The sequence below is a fragment of the Vreelandella venusta genome (assembly GCF_044809155.1).
Taxonomy (GTDB): Bacteria; Pseudomonadota; Gammaproteobacteria; order Pseudomonadales; family Halomonadaceae; genus Vreelandella; species Vreelandella venusta_B.
In genome coordinates, this window is sequence record NZ_CP085241.1 from 1,370,813 (window position 1) to 1,394,622 (window position 23,810).

Below are 23,810 nucleotides of genomic sequence, written 5' to 3' on the forward strand. Positions count from 1 at the left end.
ATTGGGTGCCAAGTTTGACCATGCGGTTAGAGGTATATAGTCAAACTTAAACAAAGTTTGTTGCGATTGCCATCCTTTCTAAGAATGATTTTAAAGAATGATTAAGCGTAAAGACTCACCTTATCTACTTAGTTCTCAGGAAATGAAGGACTTAGAGCTTTCAATGCGTTGATAGCCTGCGGCTGCCATTCGCCCTCTAATGATGCGGCTTGGCGCAGCGATTCCCTGGCGGCGGCGCTGTTCTCTTGCTGCAACTGTAGAATCGCCAGGTTGAGCCATGCGGCACCCATCGTGGGATCTAACTGCGTAGCCGATTCAAATGCGGCAAGAGCTGCTTCGGGCTGTTCATCGGCGTATAGCGCATTGCCTAAAGCAAACTGACCCAGTGCGTTAGTCGGGAAGCGTTTGTCAAAGGCTTGCCAGCTACTGAGCGCCGCTTGACTGCCATGCAGTTCTTCGTAAGCGCTAATGGCTTCTAAGGTATTGCGAGCGGTAACGCCTGTTGGCAGGTTGCCCGGTTCGCTCACCACAAACCCCCAGCGTTCAGCACGTGCCCAGGTGGCATCAAAACGGCTGAACGGCATAGCGTGGCGCTCAATTTCTCCACTGCGTAGTATCAGCGTCTCGTTGGGCAAATCAAAGCCAATGGCTACCGCGTAGTGCCACATGGGGAAGGCGGGCAGGGCGAGGTTCTGCATGACCACCACTGGGTCGCCAGCATCCAGGTGCGATAGCAACGTATCCATGGTGCCACGAATGGGAATTGCCAACCGCTTGTAACGGCGCACCGTGGCCAGCATTTCCGGCTGCACGCTGCCGTCACGCCCTGGCAAAAACACTTGAGGAATAAGTTCATCAAGGGTGGCATCCGCGCCTTGATGGTTCAGCACCATGGCCAGGGTGGCAGGGCCGCATTGGTATTCGGTTTGAGCGAAAAACGGCACTGCGGTCAGTTCGGTTTGTGGGGTGAGGTCTGCTTTGGTGCTCTCAAGTAGCACCGGGCTACGGGCGCAGCCAGCGAGTAGAAGCAGCAGCAGGCTTAACAGTAAAACGCCCGCAGAGCGGGCGTTTAGACGCAGTGTGATCATGCTATGCATCTTAGCGAGTAAACGGATAAACGTCGGTCAGACCGAGAATATCGGTAATCAGCAGAATGATAAACACGGCAAACAGAGCGCCAATAACACCGGCGCCGGCAGGCAGCTGCTCCAGTTGTTCAGCCATTTGCTGGGCCTCAGTATCGCTTAAAGCGGCAACACGCGCTTCAACATCGGCAGGATCCACACCCTGCTTTAGCAGCTGGTCTTGCACATCGGCTCGCGCCAGAACGTTATAAATACGCTCGCGGTCGGCACCGGCACGGTCAGCAGATAAAGCAGATTGCGTCGTCACTAAGTCCATAGAGTGCGGTGCCGTTGGGGCCGCCGCAACGGGTAGGCTAGTGATCACTAAAGCGGCAATCAGTAGCATCGAAAGGTAAGCTCGCACTGTTTTCATCGTCTTCATCCTTAGACTCGTCAGGGAACGGTTTTTATGGCTTGGACCAATAGTATAGAAATAAATGACTTGGGGTTTAAGGCCAAATGGCAAAGTGCTAATTATTTGCACTAATGCGGTAAGTCCAAGGCGTTTCGGCAAGAATGCCTTTTGCCCCTGCCATGGTCATGGCGAGATCGTGTAGCCCCGGCCACAGGGGGACATGAGAAGCCCCTTTGACCGCTAAATCCAGGCGCTGTGCCATCAGCAGCAGCTTATGCAACCGCTTCATGGAAAGGCGGCTAATGGCTTTTTGGTAGGCCGGGCGGCGCTTATCAAAAATCATCGGCTTTTGGGTTTTGCAGGCGTGCTCAAAGCTTTGGCCCTGATCCAAATGCTGATGCAGCGACAGCAGCGTGCGCAGTTCACGGGTCAGTGCCCACAATACAATCGGTGCTTCCACGCCTTCGCTTTTCAGGCCGTTCACAATGCGCGAAGCGCGGCTAGGCTCGCCTTTTAAGCACGCATCCGCCAGGTTGAAGACATCAAAACGGGTGCTATCTTCAACACCTTGCGCAATGCTCTCGACGTTAAGCCGGGTGTTGGGCGGGTGAATGAGCGCCAGCTTTTGCAGCTCCTGGTCAGCCGCCAGTAGATTACCTTCGGTGCGCTCGCCCAGCAGCCGAGCGGCTTCCAGGTCAATTTGCAGGCCGTGCAGCGAGGCTCGGTCTCGCAGCCAGTAACCCAGCCGTGAAGCATCGACCGGCCACACGGGAACAAAAATTCCCTGCTTATCTAGTGCTTTGAACCAGGCGCTTTTCTGCTGCTTAGCATCCACCTTGCCCATGCTGACCAAGAGTAGGTCATCGCTGCCATCCATCATTTCCGCGTACTGAGCCAGCGCCTTACTGCCTTCTTGCCCTAACTTTTGGGTGCCTAAGCGCAGCTCTAACAGTTTGCTGGTCGCAAACAGCGAAAGGTTGCTAGCGGTTTCCAAGAGCCGCCCCCAGGCAAAGTTAGGCTCTACATCCAGCACTTCGCGCTCTTCAATACCCGCTTGGCGGGCGGCGGCGCGCACTGCATCGCAGGCATCGCGGTGCTGTAGCGGCTCGTCGCCCGCTACAATCACCGCTTTGGGCAGTTTTTTGGCCAGTGCAGCAGGCAGCTGGTCGGCAAATACCTTCACCTCAGCGCCTCAAGGTTGGCAAGGCGTTCCACAATACGCTGAGCCAGTTGGCGGGTGAGCGCTTGCTCGGCCTCTTGGAACAGCGTCTCCCGGTTTAGCAGGTCGTCATCATTGACGCGAATTTGCGTGCGGGTGGAAAGCGCGGCGTTGTTCAGTGCGTAGGCGTTGGTTGTCCGCTGCTGAACCGAGAGCGTGGTACTGAGCGTTAGCTCGTGCTCGCGGCTGGAGCGGCTTTCCCCGCCAATGCGCCTATCTTGAAGGGCAGGCGTCCCCAGCGTTACCCGCCAGGGGGCGCCGGGGCGTACCTCTGTGCCTAGCTGCTGTAGCCGCGTGCGAAGCTGCTGAGCGAGGGCGCTATTCTCATCGCCCTCAATGCTTAGCGGCGGCAGTTGAGGCATCGATTCCGTGCCGCGTAGGCGAAACCCGCAGCCGCTAAGCAGCACCGCCGCGAAGGCGGTGCTTGTGGCCAGAAAACGACGGCGCGTTAGTACGTTGGTTTGCTTCATCCGCTCACCACAATATTAACCAGCTTGCCGGGCACCACGATCACTTTACGTACCGTTTTACCTTCCAAATGGCGCTGGACGTTTTCGTTTTCCATCGCCAGTTGCTCGATGGCGGCTTTATCGGCGCTGGCTGGCGCTTCAAGGCGGGCGCGCAGTTTACCGTTCACCTGAACCACCAGCTCGATGCTATCGCGGGTTAGGGCGGCTTCGTCTACTGTTGGCCACTGGGCTTCAATGGCGGGCTGCTCATGGCCCAACTGCTGCCACAGGGTGTGGCACAGGTGCGGGGTAATCGGCGCCAGCAGCAGTACGCAGGCTTCCAGCGCTTCTCGGCTAACCGCAAGGCCCAGTTCCGACGTGTCGTCAAACTTAGCCACCGCGTTGGAAAGTTCCATGACAGCGGCAATGGCGGTGTTGAAGGTGGTGCGGCGGCCAATGTCGTCGCTGGCTTTCTTGATAGTCTCGTGGGTTTTACGGCGTAGCGCTTTTTGGTCGTCGTTCAACGCATCCACGTTCAGCGTACCAGGCGTGCCCGCGGCTAAATGCTCGGTAACCTGACGCCAAATCCGTTTCAAGAAGCGGTGCGCGCCTTCAACGCCAGAGTCTGACCACTCAAGCGACTGCTCAGGCGGTGCAGCAAACATCATAAATAGGCGCACGGTGTCGGCACCGAACTTGTCGATCATCGACTGCGGGTCCACGCCGTTGTTTTTTGACTTGGACATCTTCTCGATGCCGCCCATCTCAACGGGCTGACCATCGCTCAATAAAATGGCGCTCAGCGGGCGGCCTTTTTCATCGCGTTTCACTTCCACATCGGCGGGGTTAAACCACTCTTTGCCGCCGTTATCTTTAAAACGATAGAAGGTTTCCGCGATCACCATGCCCTGGGTGAGCAGCTGCTGGAACGGCTCGTCGGAATCGACCATGCCGAAGTCGCGCAGCAGCTTGTGGAAGAAGCGGGCGTAGAGCAGGTGCAGAATGGCGTGTTCGATACCGCCAATGTAGAGATCCACCGGCAGCCAGTAGTTAGCGCGTTCATCCAGCATGGCTTCGTGGTTATCCGCACAGCAGAAGCGGGCGAAATACCAGGAGGATTCCATAAAGGTGTCGAAGGTGTCCGTTTCACGCACCCAGCCATCGCCCAGCTCGGAGAATTCCGGCATCTTCTTCAGCGGCGAGCCGGAAGCATCCACGGTGACTTCCATGGGCAGCGCCACGGGCAGCTCGTCATCAGAGAGCGGCACGGTTTGGCCTTCCGGGCCGTACTTCACCGGAATCGGCGCGCCCCAGTAGCGCTGGCGGGCAATGCCCCAGTCGCGCAGGCGGTAGTTGGTTTTTACTTCGCCACGGCCCAGCTCGGCCAGTTTGGCGGCAATGGCATCAAATGCCGCCTGGAATTCCAGGCCGTCAAACTCGCCGGAGTTAATCAGCGTGCCGTGCTCGACAAATGCGCCTTCGGAGATATCCGGCGAGTTGCCGTGCTCATCGGCCACGACGGGCTTCAGCTCAACGCCGTACTTGGTGGCAAATTCCCAGTCGCGCTGGTCGTGGGCGGGCACCGCCATGACCGCGCCGGTGCCGAACTCCATGAGTACGAAGTTAGCCACGAACACCGGCACCTCTTCACCGCTTAACGGGTGAATGGCTTTGTGACCAGTGAGCATGCCCAGCTTCTCTTTGGTGGCCATTTCCGCTTCAGAGGTGCCGCCTTTGGCGCACTCGTCGCAGAACGCCGCCAATTCGCTGTTGTGCGCAGCGGCCTGTTTGGCCAGCGGATGGCCAGCGGCCACGGCCACGTAGGTCACGCCCATCAGCGTATCCGGGCGGGTGGTGTACACCGCCAGCGGCTCGCAGGCGCTGCCGTCTTCCGCCTGAATATCAAAGGTCATCTCAACGCCACGGGATTTACCAATCCAGTTGCGCTGCATGGTTTTGACCTGCTCTGGCCACTCGACGTTTTCCAAGTCCGCCAGCAGTTCATCGGCGTAGTCGGTAATTTTCAAGAACCACAGCGGGATTTCTTTGCGCTCAACCGGCGCGCCAGAACGCCAGCCGCAGCCGTCAATGACCTGCTCATTGGCGAGTACGGTTTGGTCGACCGGGTCCCAGTTCACCGTGGACATTTTCTTGTACACCAAGCCTTTTTCGACCAGCTTGGTGAAGAACCACTGCTCCCAGCGGTAGTAGCTGGTATCGCAGGTGGCGAACTCGCGGCTCCAGTCGTAGGCAAAACCCAATGCCTTCAGCTGGTTGCGCATGTAATCGATGTTTTGGTAGGTCCACTTGGCGGGCGGCACCTGGTTTTGGATCGCGGCATTCTCCGCCGGCATACCGAACGCGTCCCAGCCCATGGGCTGCATGACATTTTTACCCTGCATGCGCTGGAAACGTGAGACAACGTCGCCGATAGTGTAGTTACGCACGTGGCCCATGTGCAGCTTGCCGCTGGGGTAGGGGAACATGGATAGGCAGTAGAACTTTTCGCGGTTGGCGTCCTCTACGGCTTTAAAGCACTGGTGTTTGTCCCAGTACTGTTGAGCGTCACGTTCGATCTCACGGGGGCTGTATTGTGCGTCCATCGGTGTTTTCAATGCCTTGGGATAATTCGCCCCTGTTCAGGGCGCAAAGTGAATAGTAGATGACGGGTGTCAGATAAGTAGCGTCGATTGTATCCTATGCGGGTGTATCCTTGAACGGCTAGCCGATGATAGGCATCACCTGTGGCAACAAAAGGAGAGGACCCATGGAAAAACACAATGATCACCGCCTTCGCGAAGGCTACGAGCGCCTATTGGAACGCATGCAGGATGGCGCCAACGAGCTCACCTGGGACAACCTACAAAAGGACTTAGACAACGCCGTTGCCTTTGAAGCTGAGCTTGAGGAGTACACCAAAGACGAGCTGGCGCTGCTGCGTGCCTGGGTAGAGCGCGACCTGAAAGACATGCGCTACTACATGGCGGATACCGGCAAGCAGGTTGCCAGCTGGCTAGGAATCGACATCGACCAGCTTTCCCGCCGGGTCGCGGAATCGCTGCTTTCCATTGCCGACCGTAGCGTGGTAGACCGCGAACGTTTCGAGGATGACCTAGAAGCCGCCCGCGCCGACTACTGCGAAGGCGAAATCGCCGCCCCGGGCTTAATGGCCTGCACCCACTGCGATGCTCAGGTCATGTTTAACGATGTCGCGCGGATAGAACCCTGCCACCAGTGCGGCCACCGCTACTTCTACCGCTTTCCGAGCAAAATCGTCGAAACCTAAGCATCTAACCTAGCCAAACGCTCAAGCCTGCGATCGCGCCCAGCGAGAGCAGGCTCATCATCGCCGCGTAAGGCAGGTTATTTTTCATCATCTGATAACCGCTGACCCCGTAACGCCCCTGCAACGACAGGTTAATACCCGAAAGCGGCCCCACGCTGGTGCCCACCGCCCAGGCGCTAAGTGCCACAAAGGCAAACAGGGTCTGTTCAGCGCCGTTCAGATTAAGCACCGACGCCAACACCGACACCCCAATAATCGGGTGAAGCCCCACCAGCGCGCTCAGCGTAATAGCCGCAAAACTGACCATGGCCTGCCACGTGCCAAAGCGGGCAAACAGCGTCCACTCATCGCCTGCCGCCGCTGTTACCAGCGTTGAAAGCCCCAGTGTTAATAACCCCGCCGCTAAAAACAGCGAGATTTCCCCGCGCATGGCAGGCAGGCGAGTAACGGTATGCTGACACAGGCGCCGCAGGGTAAAACGCGGGCCTTCCCGCAGGTTGCTCAGCAGCGCCACCCCCGGCAGTAAAAAGGTAATAATGCTGACGATAGTAAGCGACGGCGTGATCCAGAAGTGAAACAGCATCACCAGCGCCGCCATGCCTGCAGGCATGAGCAGGCTACGGGGCGAAAGCGAAAAGCCATCCACCTCGGTTAAATCAAACCGCCGCCGCAGTTCTAGTGTGGTTAATAGCCCTGAGAGCATGGCGATAGGAAAACCCACCACGGCAATCTGGACATACTGCACCGAAGGCACCAGCGCGATCACCACCGCCATAGAGGCAAAGAAGGGCGACCACAATGCCGCGCTAGAAAGCCCCCGGTTCAGCGCCAATAGTTGCGGTGTGGTTAACGGCGCACGGCGGGCCAAGCGGTCGCCCACCATAAACACCGTGGAAAGATTTAAAATCGTGCCGAGAAAATGCACCCCCAGCCAGGTACGCAGCACCCCATCCGCCCCTGTTACCCGTTTACCGGGCGGGCGCTTATTGCCCTGGGTGCCCATCAGCGAAATAAAGCTCACGCCTACCAGCATGCTGACCACAAACACATTGCCCTGCAGCACGGCAGGCCAGCGCACCGCCACGCCATACACCGTTTGCGCTACCACCAGCATTAACAGACCTAGCGCCATCAACACCCCAGACTGAAGGCGCGAACGCTTGGGAATATCCCGCCACAGCAGCGCCACTGCCGCCCACAACAAATAGCTCACCGCCTGCGCGGTCGGCACCGCGCCGGTAAAACCAATAATTTGTGCCAACAGCCCGAGCAGAATCAAAACCCCCGCCAAGCGCTGTTGCGTCGTTGTCTCTTGCATCTCAATCCCTTACTGGTTGAGTTAGCAGGCTAATCGGGTTTGCGAGAGAAGGCCAGTAGCAAGAAGCGACGGGGTCAGTGAGATGAAAGGTGTGATAGATGGCAGATGTGGGAGGTGACAGAGTTGAAAGATGGAAGGTGTGAGAGATGGAAGATGTAGGAGATGGAAGATGTAGGAGATGGTAGGAGTGATAAATGGCCGGTGTGGGAGGGCGCTTCAGCGCGCGATGATAAAGCCACCAAGCCAACGATAACGCCACCGATCCCGTAGCGCGGCGTAACGAACGAAGTGAGGCACCCGCGAAGCACCGCAACGCGGTGCCGATACCGCCACGCAGGCCGCGAAAAATTTTCGCTAGGCACGTGACCTAAGCAAATTTTATGAATAGAGTATGATTAAGCGGGCAAAATGAGCGGGCGCGATAATAGCGGATATGTAGCCTTAGCCAAGGGAATGTTATTTAAAATAAATGGGCTAGGTGGTTTTGGGGCTGTATAACATCAATGACTGTGATCGCTCAGTTATTGGGGTTATGTAGCGGGCTATATAACCACTGTTATGCAAATCAATAAGGACAAGGGCTGATGGTAGATACTAGACGACAAGGGCTAAAGGGCGGGGCACGATTGGCTCTTTTCTTAGTGTCATATGTGCCACTCTTCCTGATTCTGATAATTCAGCAACTGTATAAATACAGTGAATATCTTAGGTGGGGCGGCCTAGACTCAGAATCTGTTTTTCGTTTTGTAAAGTACTTTGGGGCGGTATCTGTTCTTACGACTGCCAGTCTACTTGGTTTAATTGGGCTTTGGCTTTTAATCAGAAACGTAAGTAGACGCGCACAATTAAGCGGTGATGCTGTCACGATAATCGACATAGAAAACAAAAACAGTGAATCCATTTCGTATTTATTTACCTATGTAATACCATTCGTGTTTCAAGATTTATCAGACCCTATAAGTGTTTTGTCAGTATCGGTACTTCTTGTGGTTACATTCCTGATATATACAAACTCATCAATGCTATTAATTAATCCAACGATCAGCATGTGGTATTCGCTTTATCAAATCGAATACATCGAGCATGGTACGGAAAAGAAGAAAAAAGGAATGATCCTGTCAAGAGATAAATATTTAGAAGAACATGATCATGTCAAGCTAAAGAGGCTTGGTCATCGCCTATACTTTTCAACGGATCTTGGAGGGGAGTCGTGAGCGCTAAGCATAAGTTAACCGAAGCACTGGAAATAATTAACGAAGATGCCGTCTCAGTAAAGTTATACATGATCACGCGGCACATAAAAGACGGTGTTAAAAAGACCGCTAAAGTCATAGATAAGTATAGCTTTCAGGCTCGTACAGTGGACTTGTCAAAAGATCTAAATGAGTTCTTTGTTGGTATCGCGAAGAAGCAAATAGGCAGAATGGTTGGGGATGATGATTATGAACTAGAAGAGTATGCAGTAATTGGGGACGACCTAGGGGATAAGATTTACACCTATGCCTTGAATAATGCCCTTTCCTTTTCTGATGTTATTAGCAATCAAATGCTCCAAGGTAATTGCCCAAGCATTGCTTCACTTTCCGAAATAAAAAATGATTTGTGGGCATACTCTATACGATTCAATCATGGAGAGAAGACAGTATATACCTTTAGAAAAGCATCCAAAGGAAAGGTGGCTACTGATGAACCAAGAACAAAACTAGAGCGAATTTCCGCTTTATTTGATACAGATGATGCCGAACTAAAGGCCGTAATAACGGAAACTATTAGCTTCGATGATAAGCTTGATTGTTTGTATAGCAATGAAGAATTCTTAATCCTAAGGAAAAAGGGGTTTGAACAAATAGTAGGGCTTGAAGAAGAGTTTACGGAAGCGGCCACAGGTGTCATTGAAACGATTGCTAGAACAGAGTTGGTTGAAGGGGTTGAGCTACTAGAAGCCGCTATCAAAGAGAAACGCTCGTTGTTAAAAACGCTATCGAATATCGGAAAAAAGGGCACTCACAATTCGTTTGATAATGATGAGATAACTAAAATGAAAGATGCGTTACATACATTTGAAGGAAGGGAGCTAAAGTTGTCCGCTGATGGAAAAGTGGTTCTCGAGAACGCAGATGATGTTAGTTACTTTGTGAAACTTTTAAATGACTATTATAAGCAAGGTGTGGTGAGTGGAAAGTACTATGGCACCAATAGCGGACAAATTATTGCTCCCGTAGAAAGTAATGCATAACAATGCCATAAACTCGGACCACAAAAAGCTACGCTGCGCTGCTACTCGGCGCCGCTTAATTTAGACTTTATACACGCCCAAGCCGCAAGCAACAGAGCGAAAACTGATGGCCGATTATTTTGGTTCTTGCCTGTGTGGCAATACAAAATTTGAAGTGCAAGGTGACCTCGACAGCCTTTACCTTTGTCATTGTCAGTATTGCCAAAAAGACACCGGGTCTGCTTATGCAGCCAATTTATTTTCAAAGTCAGCCAAATTAACTTGGTTGTCAGGCTCAGACTCTGTGACTACCTATACGCTTCCCAGCACTCGCCACAAGAAAAGTTTCTGTAAGTTATGTGGTTCAGCACTGCCAAGCTTTCAAGAGGCCGGTCTGCTCGCCATTCCTGCTGGGTGTTTGGATACGGAGGTCTCTGTGCTACCAACAGCGCATATCTTCACATCGAGAAGGGCAGCTTGGGAGGAGGCGATGAGCGACGTGCCAGAGTTCGAGGGGCTTCCAGAGTAAACTAAGCGTGCATGACCAAGCGATCAGCGAGACACGGAGCCTATGAACAACCCCCATATCGTCATATTCGATGGTGTTTGCAACTTCTGCAATGGTGCAGTGAATTTCATCATCAAGCGAGACCCCAAGGGCGTTTTTGCATTCACCCCAATGCAGAGCGAGTTGGCGCAGGAGCTAACGGAGCGTTTAAACGTCCCCGATGTGGGTATGGACACCTTGGTGCTTATCAAAGCTGGTGAGTGTTACGTCCTTTCAGATGCGGCCCTTGAGATTGCCAAAGAGCTAAAAGGGCCGTGGCGGTTCTGTTATGCATTCAAGGTAGTGCCCAGGCCGATCAGAGACGCGGCTTATAAATTGTTCGCTCGGAATCGCTATAAGCTTTTTGGAAAGCGGGATGCTTGCATGGTGCCGACAGAGGACGTGAAGTCTCGGTTTATGGGTGTTGATACATAGCTTGCTATGCCGGGCTGTGCTAATCGCTCGTTACCGCACGCTACTGCCGTTTGATATCGCGGTAGAAGTTTTCGTGTGAACCTAGCGCCATCAGTTCAAGCACAAGAGCACCATCGTTAAAGCTATAGCCCAATAAAGTCAGCTGCCTGTTCATTTTGAATTTATATACTCGCAAGAAGGCCAAGTCACCTTTTTTCTGTTCTCCGATAAAGGGATCAGCTATCAGCTCTTTAATGGCAGAATCAAGGTCTTTTTTTTGGTTGGGCTTTAGCTTTTTCACCGCTTTTTTGAATGTAGGTGTCTGTAATACGCTAGTGGCTCTAACCAAAATCGTAGGCCTCCAGCTTTCCAGCATCTCGTTCTGCCTGTGCGATGATAGCTTGGCGGACAAAGTCATAAGATAAATCTGGATTGTCTTCCATCATCTCGCCGATTTTTGCCCAGTGCTCTATTTGCTTAGGTGTTGTGCGGTGTAATGCTTTCGCCATAATAGCGGCTTTATCCACCAGTTCTTGATCTAGGCGTATGCTCGAAGTTGACATGATTAGCTCCTGTGTAGTCCTGAGAAAAATTGTAGCGTGACGCTACAGAGGTAGCAAGTCGCTTCATTTTCACTAGGTCAAGTCTTCACCATTTCTCTGAGGTCACCCATGCCCACTGCCATCGTTCTTGGTGCCACTGGCGCTATTGGTCAGCAGCTCGTTACTCAGCTTGCCCGGCGGGATGAAGTGGAAAGCGTCATCGTGATTACTCGCCGTGAGCTGGATCTTACCCGTGAATTTCCCAACGCTATCGTTTCCAAAATCCAGCCTGCGCTGCTCGATTTTGAACAGTTAGAAGCCCAAGCCGCGGAGTGTATGCCCGCAGGTGCCGTAGCCTTTGTGGCGTTTGGCACCACGAAAAAGCAGGCGGGGAGTAAAGAGGCGTTTCGCCGTGTGGATTATGGGTTGGTGCTGGCGTTTGCGCGGGCGTGTAAAGCGGCGGGGGTGAGTAGGCTCGGCGTGGTGACTGCCCACGGGGCCAATGCACATTCCAAAATATTTTATAACCAGGTGAAAGGCGAGGTGGAGCAGGATATTCAGGCGCTGGGGTTGCCCTGCGTATTTTTTGTGCGGCCTTCGCTGCTATTGGGGCGGCCTGATGATGGCCGACTGGCGGAGAAGTGGGCGAGTGCGTTGCTGGCCCCGGCGGCGCACGTGTTGCCGCGCTCGGTGCGTCCGATTGAGGTAAGCCGTGTAGCGGCGGCGATGATGAATGCGGCGTTGGGTGGTGCGAGCGAAAAGGCTTCATTCGTGTTAACCAATGCCCAAATGCATCAGCGCGAACCCGCTAAGCATTAATCAGTGGGCGGCACTTAGCGGGTGTTTTCCAATTCCTCAATCATCTTTTTCGCCGCGTTAGACAGCGTGCGGTTGGTGTGAACAAGGTAGCCCAAAGGCCGGTGGATGGGGGCAGTGTCTACGCTTAGTTCAACTAGCTCGCTGTCGATCATTTTTTCGGGCAGTAGGCTCCAGCCTAACCCCACACCGCACATCATCTTCAGCGTCTCCAAATAGTTGGTCGACATACTCACGGGCAGGGTCAGGCCAGCTTCCTCAAAGCGCTGGCCAATCAGCGTGCGGGTGAAGGTTTTAGCGCCGGGCAGCACGCAGTGGAAATCGCACAGCTCCTGTAAGCTAAGCGCCTTGGCGTGTTGGCGAGCGCGCTCGGCTAAAGGGTGGTCGGCGGCGCACACAAAGCAGAGCCGGTCCCGCCATAGTTCTACCACCTGAAGCTGCTCAATGGGGTGCGGGGCGAGGGTCACAATCGCCATTTCCAGCGTGCCGTCCATCACGCCCTGGTAAGCCAGTTCGGAATCCAGGAAATGCAGGTCTAGCGCGACTTCGGGGTGGCGCTGGGTGTACTGCTTTAACAGTGGCGGTAGCCGGTGCAGGCCAATGTGGTGGCTGGTAGCAAGCGTTAGCTTACCGCCCACTTGGCCGGAAAGGTTGGCCAGCGCTCGGCGGCTGTCTTCCACGGTAAACAGAATGCGCTGGGCGCGAGGTAGCAGAAGGTTGCCCGCTTCGGTTAGGGCGATGCGCCTGCCAATGCGGTCGAAAAGCCGCGTGCCGAGCAAGTCTTCCAGCGTGGCAATGCGTTTGCTTACCGCAGGCTGCGTGAGATGGAGCTGCTCGGCGGCGCGGGAGAAACTTTGGGCTTCGGCAACTGCCAAAAACGCTTGCAGGCTTTGAGTATCCACGAGTGACTCCCTGAATATGTATTCCTGTTTGGAATCTAAAGTATGAATAACATGAATTGCTTTTATGCGCGAGTCGCGTAACACTCCTAGCCATTGATCATTAAGCAGCACGCAGAGGCTGCCACACCGAACTAGCAGGGCACTGCCCAGGAGAGCCATATGTCAGGTCAAACCCTTTACGACAAACTCTGGAACCAGCACTTGGTGAAACAGCGCGATGACGGCACGGCGCTTATTTACATCGACCGCCAGCTGCTCCACGAAGTGACCTCGCCACAGGCGTTTGAAGGCCTGCGTTTGGCTAAGCGTAAGCCCTGGCGTTTGGATGCCAACCTGGCAACGCCGGACCACAACGTGCCGACCACCACAAAGGAGCGTGCCGAAGGCAACAGCGGGATTAAAGACCCGGTGTCGCTGATTCAGGTACAAACCCTGGATGATAACTGTGTCGAGTACGGGATCGAAGAGTTCAAAATCAACGACCCGCGCCAGGGCATCGTGCACGTCGTAGGCCCCGAGCAGGGCGCAACACTTCCCGGTATGACCGTAGTCTGCGGTGACTCCCACACCGCCACCCACGGCGCATTTGGTGCCTTGGCTCACGGTATCGGCACCTCGGAAGTGGAGCATGTATTGGCCACCCAGTGCTTGCTGGCGCAGAAGATGAAAAATATGCAGGTGCGCGTGGAAGGCGAGCTGGGTTTGGGCGTGACCGCCAAAGACGTGGTGCTGGCGATTATCGGCAAAATTGGCACCGCAGGCGGCACAGGCTACGCCATCGAGTTTGCGGGCAGTGCCATCGAGTCGCTCTCCATGGAAGGCCGTATGACCGTGTGCAACATGGCGATTGAAGCCGGTGCTCGCGTGGGCCTGATCGCGGTCGACGACACCACCATCAATTACCTCGCCAAACGCCCCTTCGCACCTACGGAAGCGCAGTGGGAAGCCGCCGTTGCGGATTGGCGCAACCTGGTGTCCGATGCGGATGCTAACTTCGATAAAGTAGTCACGCTGAAAGCCGAAGAGATCGAGCCGCAGGTGAGCTGGGGCACCAGCCCGGAAATGGTCACCGGTATTTCAGGCCAAGTGCCGGACCCGCAAGCCGCCCTGGATGAAACCGTTCAGCGCAGCCACGCCCGCGCGTTGGAGTACATGGGCCTGCAGGCGAACCAGAAGATTACCGATATCAAGTTGGATAAAGTCTTTATCGGCTCCTGCACCAACTCGCGCATTGAAGACCTGCGCGAAGCGGCCAAAGTCGCCAAAGGCAATAAAGTGGCCGATTCCATCAAGCTGGCCATGGTGGTGCCGGGTTCCGGTTTGGTGAAGCGCCAAGCGGAGGCGGAAGGCTTGGACAAAATCTTTGTTGAGGCGGGCTTTGAGTGGCGCGAGCCGGGTTGCTCCATGTGTTTGGCCATGAACGCCGATAAGCTGGGCGCGGGTGAGCACTGTGCGTCTACCTCTAACCGTAACTTCGAGGGTCGCCAGGGCTACGGCGGTCGTACCCACTTGGTTAGCCCTGCCATGGCAGCGGCGGCGGCGATTGCCGGCCACTTTGTTGATGTACGTACCTTACCCGCTAACGACGCTACCCACGCGCAGGAGGCCTAAGCCATGAAAAAGTTCGAACGTTTTGAAGGCGTGGTCGCACCGTTAGATCGCGCTAATGTCGATACCGACCTGATCATTCCGAAGCAGTTTTTGAAATCTATCAAACGTACCGGTTTCGGCGTGAACCTGTTTGATGAGCTGCGCTACTTAGACGAAGGCCAGCCGGGCCAGGACTGCTCCCAGCGCCCGTTGAACAACGAGTTTGTATTGAACCAACCGCGCTACCAGGGAGCTGAAGTGCTGCTGGCGCGCCGTAACTTCGGCTGCGGCAGCTCCCGCGAGCACGCCCCTTGGGCGCTGGAAGATTTCGGTTTTAAAGTCGTGATTGCGCCTAGCTTTGCCGATATTTTCTACAACAACGCGTTTAAAAACGGCATTCTGCTGGTCACGCTGGCGGAAGAAGAAGTGGATCGCCTGTTTGCCGAGGTGGAAGCCAATGAAGGCTATCAGCTTGATGTGGATCTTGAGCACCAGCGGGTGATTACGCCCAGTGGCGAGATTCTTGAGTTCGACGTGGATGAGTTCCGTAAGCACTGCCTGCTCAACGGCCTGGACGATATCGGCATCACTCTGCAAGACGAAGACGCCATTCGCAGCTTTGAAGAGAAGCACCGTCAGCAGCGCCCTTGGCTGTTCCGTCAGCCTGCTTAAGTATTCAATTATAAGTGCTAAGGATTGAGCATGACTCATAAAGTGTTACTGCTGCCCGGTGATGGTATCGGCCCGGAAATCGCGGCCCAGGCGGCGCGTTTGTTGAAAGCCTGCCAAGAAGCGGGCTTGGATATTGAAGTAGAAGAGGGTTTGGTAGGTGGTTCTGCCTACGACGTCCACGGCGAGCCGCTGCCCGCTGAAACTCTGGAAAAAGCCAAAGCTGCTAGCGCTATTCTGTTAGGCGCGGTGGGTGGCCCCAAGTGGGATAAGCTTGAAGACCTTTCCAAGCGCCCTGAAAAAGGTCTGCTGGGGCTGCGTAAGAACCTGGGCCTGTTCGGCAACCTGCGCCCGGCGATGCTCTACCCGCAGTTGGCAAGCGCTTCAAGCCTCAAGCCTGAACTGGTGGCCGGGCTGGATATTATGATTGTGCGCGAGCTGACTGGCGGCATCTACTTCGGCCAACCCCGCGGTATCGAAGTGCGTAACGGCGAGCGCGTTGGGTTTAACACCTATATCTACTCCGAAAGCGAAATTGAGCGCATTGGCCGCGTTGCCTTTGAAATGGCTCAAAAGCGGGGCAAAAAGCTCTGTTCGGTAGATAAAGCCAACGTGCTGGAAGTCACCATTCTGTGGCGTGAAGTGATGGAGCGCTTAGCGCCTGAGTATCCGGACGTCGAGCTTTCTCACATGTACGTGGATAATGCTGCCATGCAGCTTGTGCGCGCACCGAAGCAGTTCGATGTGGTAGTGACCGGCAACATGTTTGGCGATATCTTGTCAGATGCCGCCGCCATGCTCACTGGCTCCATCGGTATGCTGCCGTCTGCCTCGCTTAACGAAAGCGGGCAGGGTATGTACGAGCCGTGCCACGGCAGCGCGCCGGACATCGCGGGCCAAAACATCGCGAACCCGCTGGCGATGATGCTTTCTGTGGCGATGATGCTGCGCTACTCGCTGAATGAAACAGCGATGGCCGAGCGTATTGAAGCCGCCGTAGGCCGCGTGCTGGATGACGGCCTGCGCACCGCTGACATCGCATCAGAAGGCACGCGTCGTGTCTCCACCGTGGAGATGGGCGATGCGGTGCTCGCCGCATTTGCCAGCGCGCAGTGATTAGAAACGCGTTAACTCGTTGATTCGATTCAGCGCTTAGTTGTACAGCCCAGTCGGCCGCCCTCGGGGGTGGCCGACGTTGTGTCTAATATTTGTGTATAATGTAGCTCTCATTCTTAGTTGGAGGACTTCACATGTTGAAAGTCGGTTTCGTAGGATGGCGTGGCATGGTGGGCTCAGTGCTGATGCAGCGCATGCAGGAAGACGGTGATTTTAACGGCATTGAGCCGGTGTTTTTCACCACTTCCCAAGTAGGCCAGCCAGGGCCCGACATCGGCGTGGACGTACCTCCGCTGAAAGACGCGTTTGATATCGAGGCGCTGAAGGCCCTTGACGTAGTGATTACCTGCCAAGGCGGTGATTACACCAAGCCGGTTTACAAAGATCTGCGCGAAGCCGGCTGGAAAGGCTACTGGATTGACGCTGCCAGCACGCTGCGTATGGAAGATGAAGCGACCATTATTCTTGATCCGGTAAACCGCAACGTTATCGACGCCCAGCTTGCCAAGGGTGCGAAAACGTTTGTAGGCGGTAACTGCACCGTTAGCCTGATGCTGATGGGCTTGGGTGGCTTGTTTGAAGCCAACATGGTCGAGTGGATGACCTCCATGACCTACCAGGCGGCGTCTGGCTCCGGTGCCAAGCACATGCGTGAGCTGCTGAACCAGATGGGTCAGCTGCGTGATAGCGTAGGCGAAGAGCTAAAAGACACCTCTAGCGCGATTCTCGATATCGACCGTAAGGTTACCGAGGCGATGCGCAGCGGCGACTTCCCCACTGATAACTTTGCTGCTCCCTTGGCAGGCAGCCTTCTGCCGTGGATTGACACTAAACTCGATAACGGCCAGAGCCGTGAAGAGTGGAAGGGCAGCGTTGAGACCAACAAGATTCTGGGGCTTGAGAATAACCCGATTCCCATTGATGGCCTTTGTGTACGCATCGGTGCCATGCGCTCTCACAGCCAGGCGTTCACCATCAAGCTGAAGCAAGATGTGCCGCTGGATGAGATTGAAGAGCGTATCGCCAAGCATAACGAGTGGGTCAAGCTGATCCCCAACGATAAAGACGCCACCATTGCCGGTTTAACGCCTGCCGCTGCCACGGGCACGCTGCAAGTACCGGTAGGCCGCCTGCGCAAGCTCAATATGGGCGGTGAGTACCTATCGGCGTTCAGCGTGGGTGACCAGCTGCTGTGGGGCGCTGCCGAGCCGCTCAAGCGCATGCTGAAGATTCTGCGCGAGCAGTAAAAGCGACTATGCGCTGGTTTTCTTAGTAGCGCGAACGTAGTTCACGATGGGAAGCTGTCCGCAGCTTCCCTTCTTTTTTGCCGCTACGGTGTAGAAAGGTCATATGCCAACCTACCGAAAGTATGTGTATGAACGGTAAGTTATGATAAAAAGAACCCAAACATAATGATGATCGCGCTCAGTTAGATGCGATTGCATCGCTTAAGTGCGCAGGCAGCAGGGGCTCGAATGAAACAGACGCACACATGGTTATTGTGGCTACCGCTTAGTGCCGTTAGTTCGCTGGCGCTGGCCGTCGGTTTAGGCCCGGCGTCGGTGAGTTCACCGATGAATGCACCCTTGAACGCGACCGTGCCGGTACTAGACGCTAGCCAATATGCGTTGGACGAACTGCGAGTCTCCGTTGCTGATGAAGCGGATTTTACAGCAGCAGGGTTAGAGTGGACGCCGCTGGCTTCATCGCTGCGCGTCCAACTGCGTGAGCAGGCTGATGGACGCCAGTTGGTCCTTAGCTCTTCGCAGGCGGTTGATGATCCTTGGCTCGATGTTTTACTAACGATCGACTCCCCCGAGGGGGAAGCCAGCCGAGCATTTACCCTGCTATTTGACCCGCCCAACATGGTGAATGCACGCAGTCCATCGCGTGAGCAGCAGGAAATCGCTCTACCCAATCGCCCGCCTGCCGCTTCTGCAGCCCCTGGCGTGCCAAGCGGCGGTAGCACTGCCACAGCGAATAACACCGCTTATGTGGCAAGCGGCGATACGCTGTGGAGTGTGGCCGACCGGGTTAAGCCAGATAATGCTAGCGTACAGCAGATGATAGTGGCGCTGGTTGATGCTAATCCGAGCGTTTTTCCCTCTGGCAATATCAATAGCCTGCGCGCTGGCCAAACGTTGGCGGTGCCGAGCCGGGAGCAGGTGATGGCACGCTCTCCCGGTGAGGCAGCGCGTGCGGTACAAGCAATGCGGCGGACAAATCAGTCGCCGCCTGCCGAAGCGGCGGCAGAAATCGCGCAGGAAGAGCCGGATCAGGCCGCCGGTGATAGCGCTTCTGCCGCAGAGTCAGCGGCAGAGCCACTTGATGCTGAGCAGGCGCAAAATCCTGAAAGCGCGCTGGCTGGCCTTACCTTAGAGGACGTCATAGAGCAGCTGGCTGAAAGCCAAGCCATGCTCCAACAAGTGCTTGAAGAGCGAGCCCAGCTGCGTATAGAGCTGGCTGAACTACGCCAGGAGGTTGCTGCGTTAACCGAGGCGCTGAATGCCTCTCAGCAGGAGAGCCGCGCGGCTAATGCCGTCGCAACGGGGCCTTTGGTAGGCGCGGGGCGTGAGCAAGGCCAGGGCGCTTCACCTGAACCTACTGCCAATCAGGGGAGTGTGTTAGCGCCGCTGGCTGAGTATCGGTGGCCGCTGGCCAGTGCTGCCCTCGTGCTGTTGTTGGCAGGGTTGGTCTGGTCGCGCAAGCGCCGAGAGCGTCAGTGGGAAGATGCACCGGTAACCGCGCGTTCCGTAACGCCTCCGCCGGCGTCTGCTGCGACAGCCTCAGGGCGCACGGAGCCGCATGTCGCGGAGCCTACCCATGCTGCCCCTAATGAGTCGCGCCAAGCAGAGGCCCCTCTCGCCGAGCCCGCTAATGCAGAGCCGGTTACTGATTTCCCGCCTGCGGCTTCAGCCCCTTTTGAATCGCAGGCTGCTGAGCCAGAGTTAGAGGCCGCAGCGTTTGATGAGGCGCCGGTAATGAAGTCCGGCATGGCTGCGCCAAATGAGCCGCCGCCAACGGTTAGTGACAGCGAAGCACCAAAAGAGTGGGAAGCGGACGACGATGACGTGTTTACACGCAGTCAAGCATCGGGATTAGCTGCACAGCGTCAGCAGCATAAACCGGATAGCCAAGAGCAGTTGTCACTGGCGCCTTCGACGGTGAAACAGGAAACCAGTGCGCTCGATGACTTATCCCATGCCGATGAGCAGGAAAGCCCAAAGGAGCGCGTGGAGGACGAGATGTCGCCGCCTGATGAGGATCAGCGCTCTCAGCCACTGGATTACTACATTGACTATAACCCCCCATCACTAAAACAAGAGGAAACGGGTGAGGAGGGCGCTTATAACGATGGGCTGAACAGTGGCACGACAACCTCGCCTAAGAGAACGAATCACACGCGGCGAGTGCCCGAAGATGAGTGGGAAATCGAAGAGGTGGCATTCGAGCCGCGACGTCGGGATAATAGCTAACTTTTAACCTCTCTAAATGACGTGGCTTAATGACGCTGTTCTATCACTTTGATGAAACACAACCGCTGGCTGGCCGCCTTGCGATGGGCATTGAGTACGATGGCTCGCGCTTTTGTGGCTTCCAACGTTTAAAACACGCGGCTTCGGTTCAGGCATCGGTAGAAGATGCCTTAGCGAAGGTGGCGGGTGCGCCGATTCAAATTCACGCCAGCGGGCGCACGGACTCTGGTGTACATGCCACGCGTCAGGTCATTCATTTTGACCCGCCGGTTCAGCGCTCTGAAAAAGCCTGGATTTTCGGTGCCAATACGAACCTTCCCAGGGATGTAGCAGTACGCTGGGTAAAGCCAGTGTCAGATGACTTTCACTCACGCCTAGGGGCGTTGGGCCGCCGCTATCGCTATATTTTCTTGAACCAAATTAGCCGCCCCGTTCTGGAGCGCGCTAACGTGACGTGGTGCCGTGACCCGTTGGATGCCGAGGCGATGCATCGGGCAGCGCAGGCATTAGTGGGCGAACACGATTTCAGCAGTTTCCGCGCAGCAGGCTGTCAGTCGAAAACACCTTGGCGGCAAATGCATTTTGTGGAAGTGAAGCGCTATGGACCCATCGTGGTGATTGATATTCAGGGCAATGCGTTTTTACATCATATGATTCGCAATATCGCGGGTGCGTTGGCAAGCGTAGGTCGCGGCGCGCAGGATGAAGGGCATATTGAGCGCCTTCTGGCGCTGAAGAATCGCCGAAAAGGGGATGTCACTGCCCCTGCCTGCGGGCTGCATTTTGTTGATTCGATTTATGACGAGCGTTTTGCGCTGCCCAAAGAGCCGCTAGGCCCCAACCTGCTGGCGTTTACCGGAGAGTGGACGGGCGAGCGGCCGCTTCCGGATAATCCGCGCATTGCCGCGAGGCGAAAGCTTACTTTCAAGAATAAAGCCGCATCGGAGCAGCAGGAGACAACCCCGTGAAGACTCATTATGCACGTACGCGGATCAAGTTTTGCGGCCTCACCCGGGCGCAGGATGTTGAGCAAGCCGCGTTGCTCGGTGTTGATGCGCTGGGCTTTGTCATGTGGCCTAAGAGTGCTCGCGGCATTACACCGGAAAAGCTGCGGGCACTTTCACTGCAGGTGCCTGCCTTTGCGACGCGGGTAGGGCTCTTTGTTAACCAGCCCGTTGAACTGATCGAGCAGTGCCTGCCCTATTTGGATGTGATTCAGTTTCACGGAGATGAGCCAGCCTCATTTTGCCAGCAGTTTGATCGGCCTTGGATTAAGGCCCTGCGCATGCGCGACGGCATCGACCTTCATCGCGCAGCGGCGGAGTATTCGCAGGCTCAGGCACTGCTGTTAGATGCCTACAGCCCTGGGGTGCCGGGCGGAACTGGGGAGACGTTTGATTGGTCTAGAATCCCCGCAGCCCTGGAAAAACCTGTTATCCTCGCCGGTGGGTTAACGGCTGAGAACATTGGTGCGGCCATTGATCAAGTTACGCCTTACGCGGTTGATGTCTCAGGCGGTATTGAGGCGTCGCCCGGCGTTAAAAGCGTCGCGTTAATGGCGTCTTTTGTTAAGCACGTGTCATTAGCCAGCGCTTAATAAGTACATTGTGTGGTCGCCTGATAGGCGGCCATCGTCAACGTTAGTTCATTCATTATTTGCCTGTTCTGGCGATCTTGTGAGGTATGCCTGTGACTGTCTCAGTATCTGAAACCAAGTTCAGCGACCTGACCCGAATGCCGGATGCCCGTGGTCATTTTGGCCCCTACGGCGGCCGGTTTGTGTCAGAAACCTTGAGCTTTGCTCTGGAAGAGCTTGAGCAGACTTACTTGAGTCTGCGCGATGACCCAGCCTTTCAGGCAGAGTTTGACCGTGATCTAGCCCACTATGTCGGGCGTCCATCACCGCTTTATCACGCAGAGCGTTGGTCACAGTCGCTAGGCGGCGCGCAGATTTGGTTAAAGCGTGAAGACCTGAACCACACCGGCGCCCACAAAGTTAACAACACGATCGGCCAAGCGTTACTGGCTAAAAAAACCGGGAAACCGCGCGTGATTGCGGAAACCGGCGCTGGTCAGCACGGTGTTGCCACGGCTACCGTTGCGGCGCGCTTGGGCCTTGAGTGCGATGTGTATATGGGCGCTGCCGATGTTCAGCGTCAGAAGCTGAACGTTTACCGTATGCGTCTTTTGGGCGCGCGGGTTATTCCGGTGGAGTCCGGCACGCGTACGCTCAAAGATGCCATGAACGAAGCGCTGCGCGACTGGGTAACCAACGTTGATAACACGTTTTACATCATTGGTACCGTCGCTGGCCCCCACCCGTATCCGCAGCTGGTGCGGGATTTCAATTCAGTGGTTGGCCGTGAGGCGCGCCAACAATCATTGGCGCAAATTGGCCGCTTGCCCGACGCGCTCATCGCCTGTGTGGGCGGTGGCTCAAATGCTTTGGGGCTTTTCTACCCGTTCGTGGAAGATGACGCGGTCGCGATGTACGGCGTGGAAGCCGGTGGCGATGGGGTCGAGACAGGTCGCCATGCAGCGCCGCTCTCCTCTAACGCCCCGCGAGGCGTATTACACGGTAACCGTACCTACTTGATGTCTGATGAAGCGGGCCAGGTATCAGACACCCACTCCATTTCTGCCGGGCTGGACTACCCAGGCGTTGGCCCGGAGCATGCGCTCTGGAAAGACGTTGGCCGGGTTAACTATGTGGCGGCAAACGATAAAGAAGTGCTAGAAGCGTTTCGTGAGCTCACTCACATGGAAGGCATTATGCCAGCACTTGAGTCTGCCCATGCGCTGGCGCACGCGAAAGTGTTAGCTCCCACAATGCGCCCTGACCAGCATATTGTGGTCAACCTCTCGGGTCGTGGTGATAAAGACATCATGACCGTGGCTAACATCGACGGCATTGAGTTTTAAGGGCAAGCATGAATCGTATTGACCAGCGTTTTTCAGAGTTAAAACAGCAGGGCCGCAAGGCGTTGATTCCCTATATCACGGCAGGTGATCCTGCCCCGCAATACACCGTTGGCTTTATGCATGCCTTGGTTGAGGCGGGTGCTGATGTTATTGAACTTGGCGTGCCGTTTTCAGACCCGATGGCCGACGGCCCGGTCATTCAAAAAGCCTGTGAACGGGCGCTGAAGCAGGGCACTCGTTTAGTCGACCTGCTTGAGATGGTGGCTGAATTTCGTCAAGCCGATACCACGACGCCCGTTGTCTTAATGGGGTACCTAAACCCTATTGAGCGCATCGGCTACGACGTGTTCGCTGACAAAGCAGCCAGCGTAGGGGTTGATGGGGTGCTGGTGGTCGACATGCCGCCAGAAGAGGCTGAAGAGTTTGGCCCACTGTTAAAGGCGCGTGATTTAGCGGCGATTTTCCTGGTTGCGCCTACCACTTCCCATGCTCGTGCCGCTACAATATGCGCCCACGGTGAGGGCTACCTATATTATGTTTCGCTTAAAGGCGTTACCGGTGCGGCGACGCTAAATGCCGAGGATGTGGCGAATCACCTAGCACCGCTGCGTGAAATGACCGACTTACCGCTATGCGTTGGCTTCGGCATTCGCGATGGCGTGACAGCCGCGGAAGTGGCGAAAGTGGCCGACGGCGTCATCGTAGGCAGCGCGCTGGTTAACCGCATCGCTGACAGCGTTGATGCACCTGAAACCATCGCCGGACAGCTTAAAAGCGTATTGGCTGAAATGCGCACCGCGATGGATGCCTAAGCGCGTTCCCTCATCGTCTACACTGAATTGACTGACGA

At 55.4% G+C, this 23,810-nt stretch carries 24 protein-coding genes; 15 read left to right on the plus strand and 9 right to left on the minus strand.

Translation table 11 applies throughout. From position 1 onward, the window contains the following. Positions 1–128 precede the first annotated feature (128 nt). From LG301_RS06505 to leuS, 5 genes are all read right to left on the minus strand, one after another. Positions 129–1,088 carry a PA2778 family cysteine peptidase gene (locus tag LG301_RS06505; RefSeq protein WP_404474454.1) on the minus strand — a complete coding sequence of 320 codons (960 nt, stop codon included), beginning with the start codon at positions 1,086–1,088 and terminating at the stop codon, positions 129–131. Positions 1,089–1,098: 10 nt separating this feature from the next. Beyond that, positions 1,099–1,497 carry a PA2779 family protein gene (locus LG301_RS06510; RefSeq protein WP_404474456.1) on the minus strand — a complete coding sequence of 133 codons (399 nt, stop codon included), beginning with the start codon at positions 1,495–1,497 and terminating at the stop codon, positions 1,099–1,101. Between the two features lie 97 nt (positions 1,498–1,594). After that, complete coding sequence (holA, locus tag LG301_RS06515) at positions 1,595–2,662, minus strand: DNA polymerase III subunit delta (RefSeq protein ID WP_404474458.1); 1,068 nt, start codon at positions 2,660–2,662, stop codon at positions 1,595–1,597. Next, positions 2,659–3,168 (minus strand): LPS assembly lipoprotein LptE, encoded by a 510-nt coding sequence (gene lptE / locus LG301_RS06520; protein ID WP_404474460.1) that lies wholly within the window; start codon positions 3,166–3,168, stop codon positions 2,659–2,661. Before lptE ends, holA begins: the two co-directional genes overlap by 4 nt. Further along, on the minus strand, positions 3,165–5,750 hold the full coding sequence (gene leuS / locus LG301_RS06525) for a leucine--tRNA ligase (RefSeq protein WP_404474462.1): 2,586 nt from the start codon (positions 5,748–5,750) through the stop codon (positions 3,165–3,167). Before leuS ends, lptE begins: the two co-directional genes overlap by 4 nt. A 164-nt stretch (positions 5,751–5,914) precedes the next feature. On the opposite strand from leuS, the gene LG301_RS06530 reads away from it, so the two are divergent. Next, positions 5,915–6,433: a zinc ribbon-containing protein gene (locus tag LG301_RS06530; RefSeq protein ID WP_404474464.1), complete on the plus strand. Its 519-nt coding sequence runs from the start codon at positions 5,915–5,917 to the stop codon at positions 6,431–6,433. Between the two features lie 4 nt (positions 6,434–6,437). Here the strand turns inward: LG301_RS06530 and LG301_RS06535 are convergent, their stop codons facing one another. Beyond that, a complete protein-coding gene (locus tag LG301_RS06535) occupies positions 6,438–7,751 on the minus strand; it encodes a hypothetical protein (RefSeq protein WP_404474466.1) in 1,314 nt (437 codons plus the stop codon). A 584-nt stretch (positions 7,752–8,335) separates the two neighbouring features. Between LG301_RS06535 and LG301_RS06540 the strand changes: the two genes are divergently transcribed. From LG301_RS06540 to LG301_RS06555, 4 genes are all read left to right on the plus strand, one after another. After that, positions 8,336–8,965 carry a hypothetical protein gene (locus LG301_RS06540; protein WP_404474468.1) on the plus strand — a complete coding sequence of 210 codons (630 nt, stop codon included), beginning with the start codon at positions 8,336–8,338 and terminating at the stop codon, positions 8,963–8,965. Further along, positions 8,962–9,987, plus strand: coding sequence for a Kiwa anti-phage protein KwaB-like domain-containing protein (locus LG301_RS06545; RefSeq protein WP_404474470.1), 1,026 nt, complete (start codon positions 8,962–8,964; stop codon positions 9,985–9,987). Before LG301_RS06540 ends, LG301_RS06545 begins: the two co-directional genes overlap by 4 nt. A gap of 106 nt (positions 9,988–10,093) precedes the next feature. Continuing rightward, complete coding sequence (locus LG301_RS06550; protein WP_404474472.1) at positions 10,094–10,495, plus strand: GFA family protein; 402 nt, start codon at positions 10,094–10,096, stop codon at positions 10,493–10,495. Between the two features lie 42 nt (positions 10,496–10,537). Beyond that, on the plus strand, positions 10,538–10,948 hold the full coding sequence (locus tag LG301_RS06555) for a thiol-disulfide oxidoreductase DCC family protein (protein WP_404474474.1): 411 nt from the start codon (positions 10,538–10,540) through the stop codon (positions 10,946–10,948). Positions 10,949–10,988: 40 nt separating this feature from the next. On the opposite strand, the gene LG301_RS06560 is transcribed toward LG301_RS06555, so the two are convergent. Next, the gene (locus LG301_RS06560) at positions 10,989–11,303 is read right to left on the minus strand and encodes a type II toxin-antitoxin system RelE/ParE family toxin (RefSeq protein WP_404474476.1); all 315 of its coding nucleotides are present in this window, start codon (positions 11,301–11,303) and stop codon (positions 10,989–10,991) included. After that, a complete protein-coding gene (locus tag LG301_RS06565; RefSeq protein ID WP_404474477.1) occupies positions 11,269–11,490 on the minus strand; it encodes a hypothetical protein in 222 nt (73 codons plus the stop codon). Before LG301_RS06565 ends, LG301_RS06560 begins: the two co-directional genes overlap by 35 nt. A gap of 108 nt (positions 11,491–11,598) precedes the next feature. Between LG301_RS06565 and LG301_RS06570 the strand changes: the two genes are divergently transcribed. Beyond that, entirely contained in the window at positions 11,599–12,288 is a 690-nt protein-coding gene (locus tag LG301_RS06570) for an NAD(P)H-binding protein (protein ID WP_404474479.1), read from the plus strand. A gap of 14 nt (positions 12,289–12,302) precedes the next feature. On the opposite strand, the gene LG301_RS06575 is transcribed toward LG301_RS06570, so the two are convergent. After that, positions 12,303–13,187 (minus strand): LysR family transcriptional regulator, encoded by an 885-nt coding sequence (locus LG301_RS06575; protein ID WP_404474481.1) that lies wholly within the window; start codon positions 13,185–13,187, stop codon positions 12,303–12,305. Between the two features lie 159 nt (positions 13,188–13,346). Between LG301_RS06575 and leuC the strand changes: the two genes are divergently transcribed. The 9 genes from leuC (at position 13,347) to trpA (ending at position 23,772) form a co-directional block, all read left to right on the plus strand. Beyond that, on the plus strand, positions 13,347–14,798 hold the full coding sequence (leuC, locus tag LG301_RS06580) for a 3-isopropylmalate dehydratase large subunit (protein WP_404474483.1): 1,452 nt from the start codon (positions 13,347–13,349) through the stop codon (positions 14,796–14,798). Positions 14,799–14,801: 3 nt separating this feature from the next. Further along, positions 14,802–15,449 (plus strand): 3-isopropylmalate dehydratase small subunit, encoded by a 648-nt coding sequence (leuD, locus tag LG301_RS06585; RefSeq protein WP_404345544.1) that lies wholly within the window; start codon positions 14,802–14,804, stop codon positions 15,447–15,449. A 30-nt stretch (positions 15,450–15,479) separates the two neighbouring features. Next, on the plus strand, positions 15,480–16,562 hold the full coding sequence (leuB, locus tag LG301_RS06590; protein WP_404474485.1) for a 3-isopropylmalate dehydrogenase: 1,083 nt from the start codon (positions 15,480–15,482) through the stop codon (positions 16,560–16,562). Between the two features lie 134 nt (positions 16,563–16,696). After that, positions 16,697–17,809, plus strand: coding sequence for an aspartate-semialdehyde dehydrogenase (gene asd, locus LG301_RS06595; protein WP_404474487.1), 1,113 nt, complete (start codon positions 16,697–16,699; stop codon positions 17,807–17,809). A 228-nt stretch (positions 17,810–18,037) separates the two neighbouring features. Continuing rightward, positions 18,038–20,038 carry a FimV/HubP family polar landmark protein gene (locus LG301_RS06600; RefSeq protein WP_404474489.1) on the plus strand — a complete coding sequence of 667 codons (2,001 nt, stop codon included), beginning with the start codon at positions 18,038–18,040 and terminating at the stop codon, positions 20,036–20,038. A 29-nt stretch (positions 20,039–20,067) separates the two neighbouring features. Next, positions 20,068–21,006, plus strand: a complete 939-nt coding sequence (gene truA / locus LG301_RS06605) for a tRNA pseudouridine(38-40) synthase TruA (RefSeq protein ID WP_404474492.1) — start codon at positions 20,068–20,070, stop codon at positions 21,004–21,006. Then, positions 21,003–21,635 (plus strand): phosphoribosylanthranilate isomerase, encoded by a 633-nt coding sequence (locus LG301_RS06610; RefSeq protein ID WP_404474494.1) that lies wholly within the window; start codon positions 21,003–21,005, stop codon positions 21,633–21,635. The genes truA and LG301_RS06610 overlap by 4 nt, the downstream gene beginning before the upstream one ends. A gap of 86 nt (positions 21,636–21,721) precedes the next feature. After that, positions 21,722–22,960, plus strand: a complete 1,239-nt coding sequence (gene trpB, locus LG301_RS06615; protein ID WP_404474496.1) for a tryptophan synthase subunit beta — start codon at positions 21,722–21,724, stop codon at positions 22,958–22,960. Between the two features lie 8 nt (positions 22,961–22,968). Then, complete coding sequence (gene trpA / locus LG301_RS06620; RefSeq protein WP_404474498.1) at positions 22,969–23,772, plus strand: tryptophan synthase subunit alpha; 804 nt, start codon at positions 22,969–22,971, stop codon at positions 23,770–23,772. Positions 23,773–23,810: the final 38 nt, after the last annotated feature.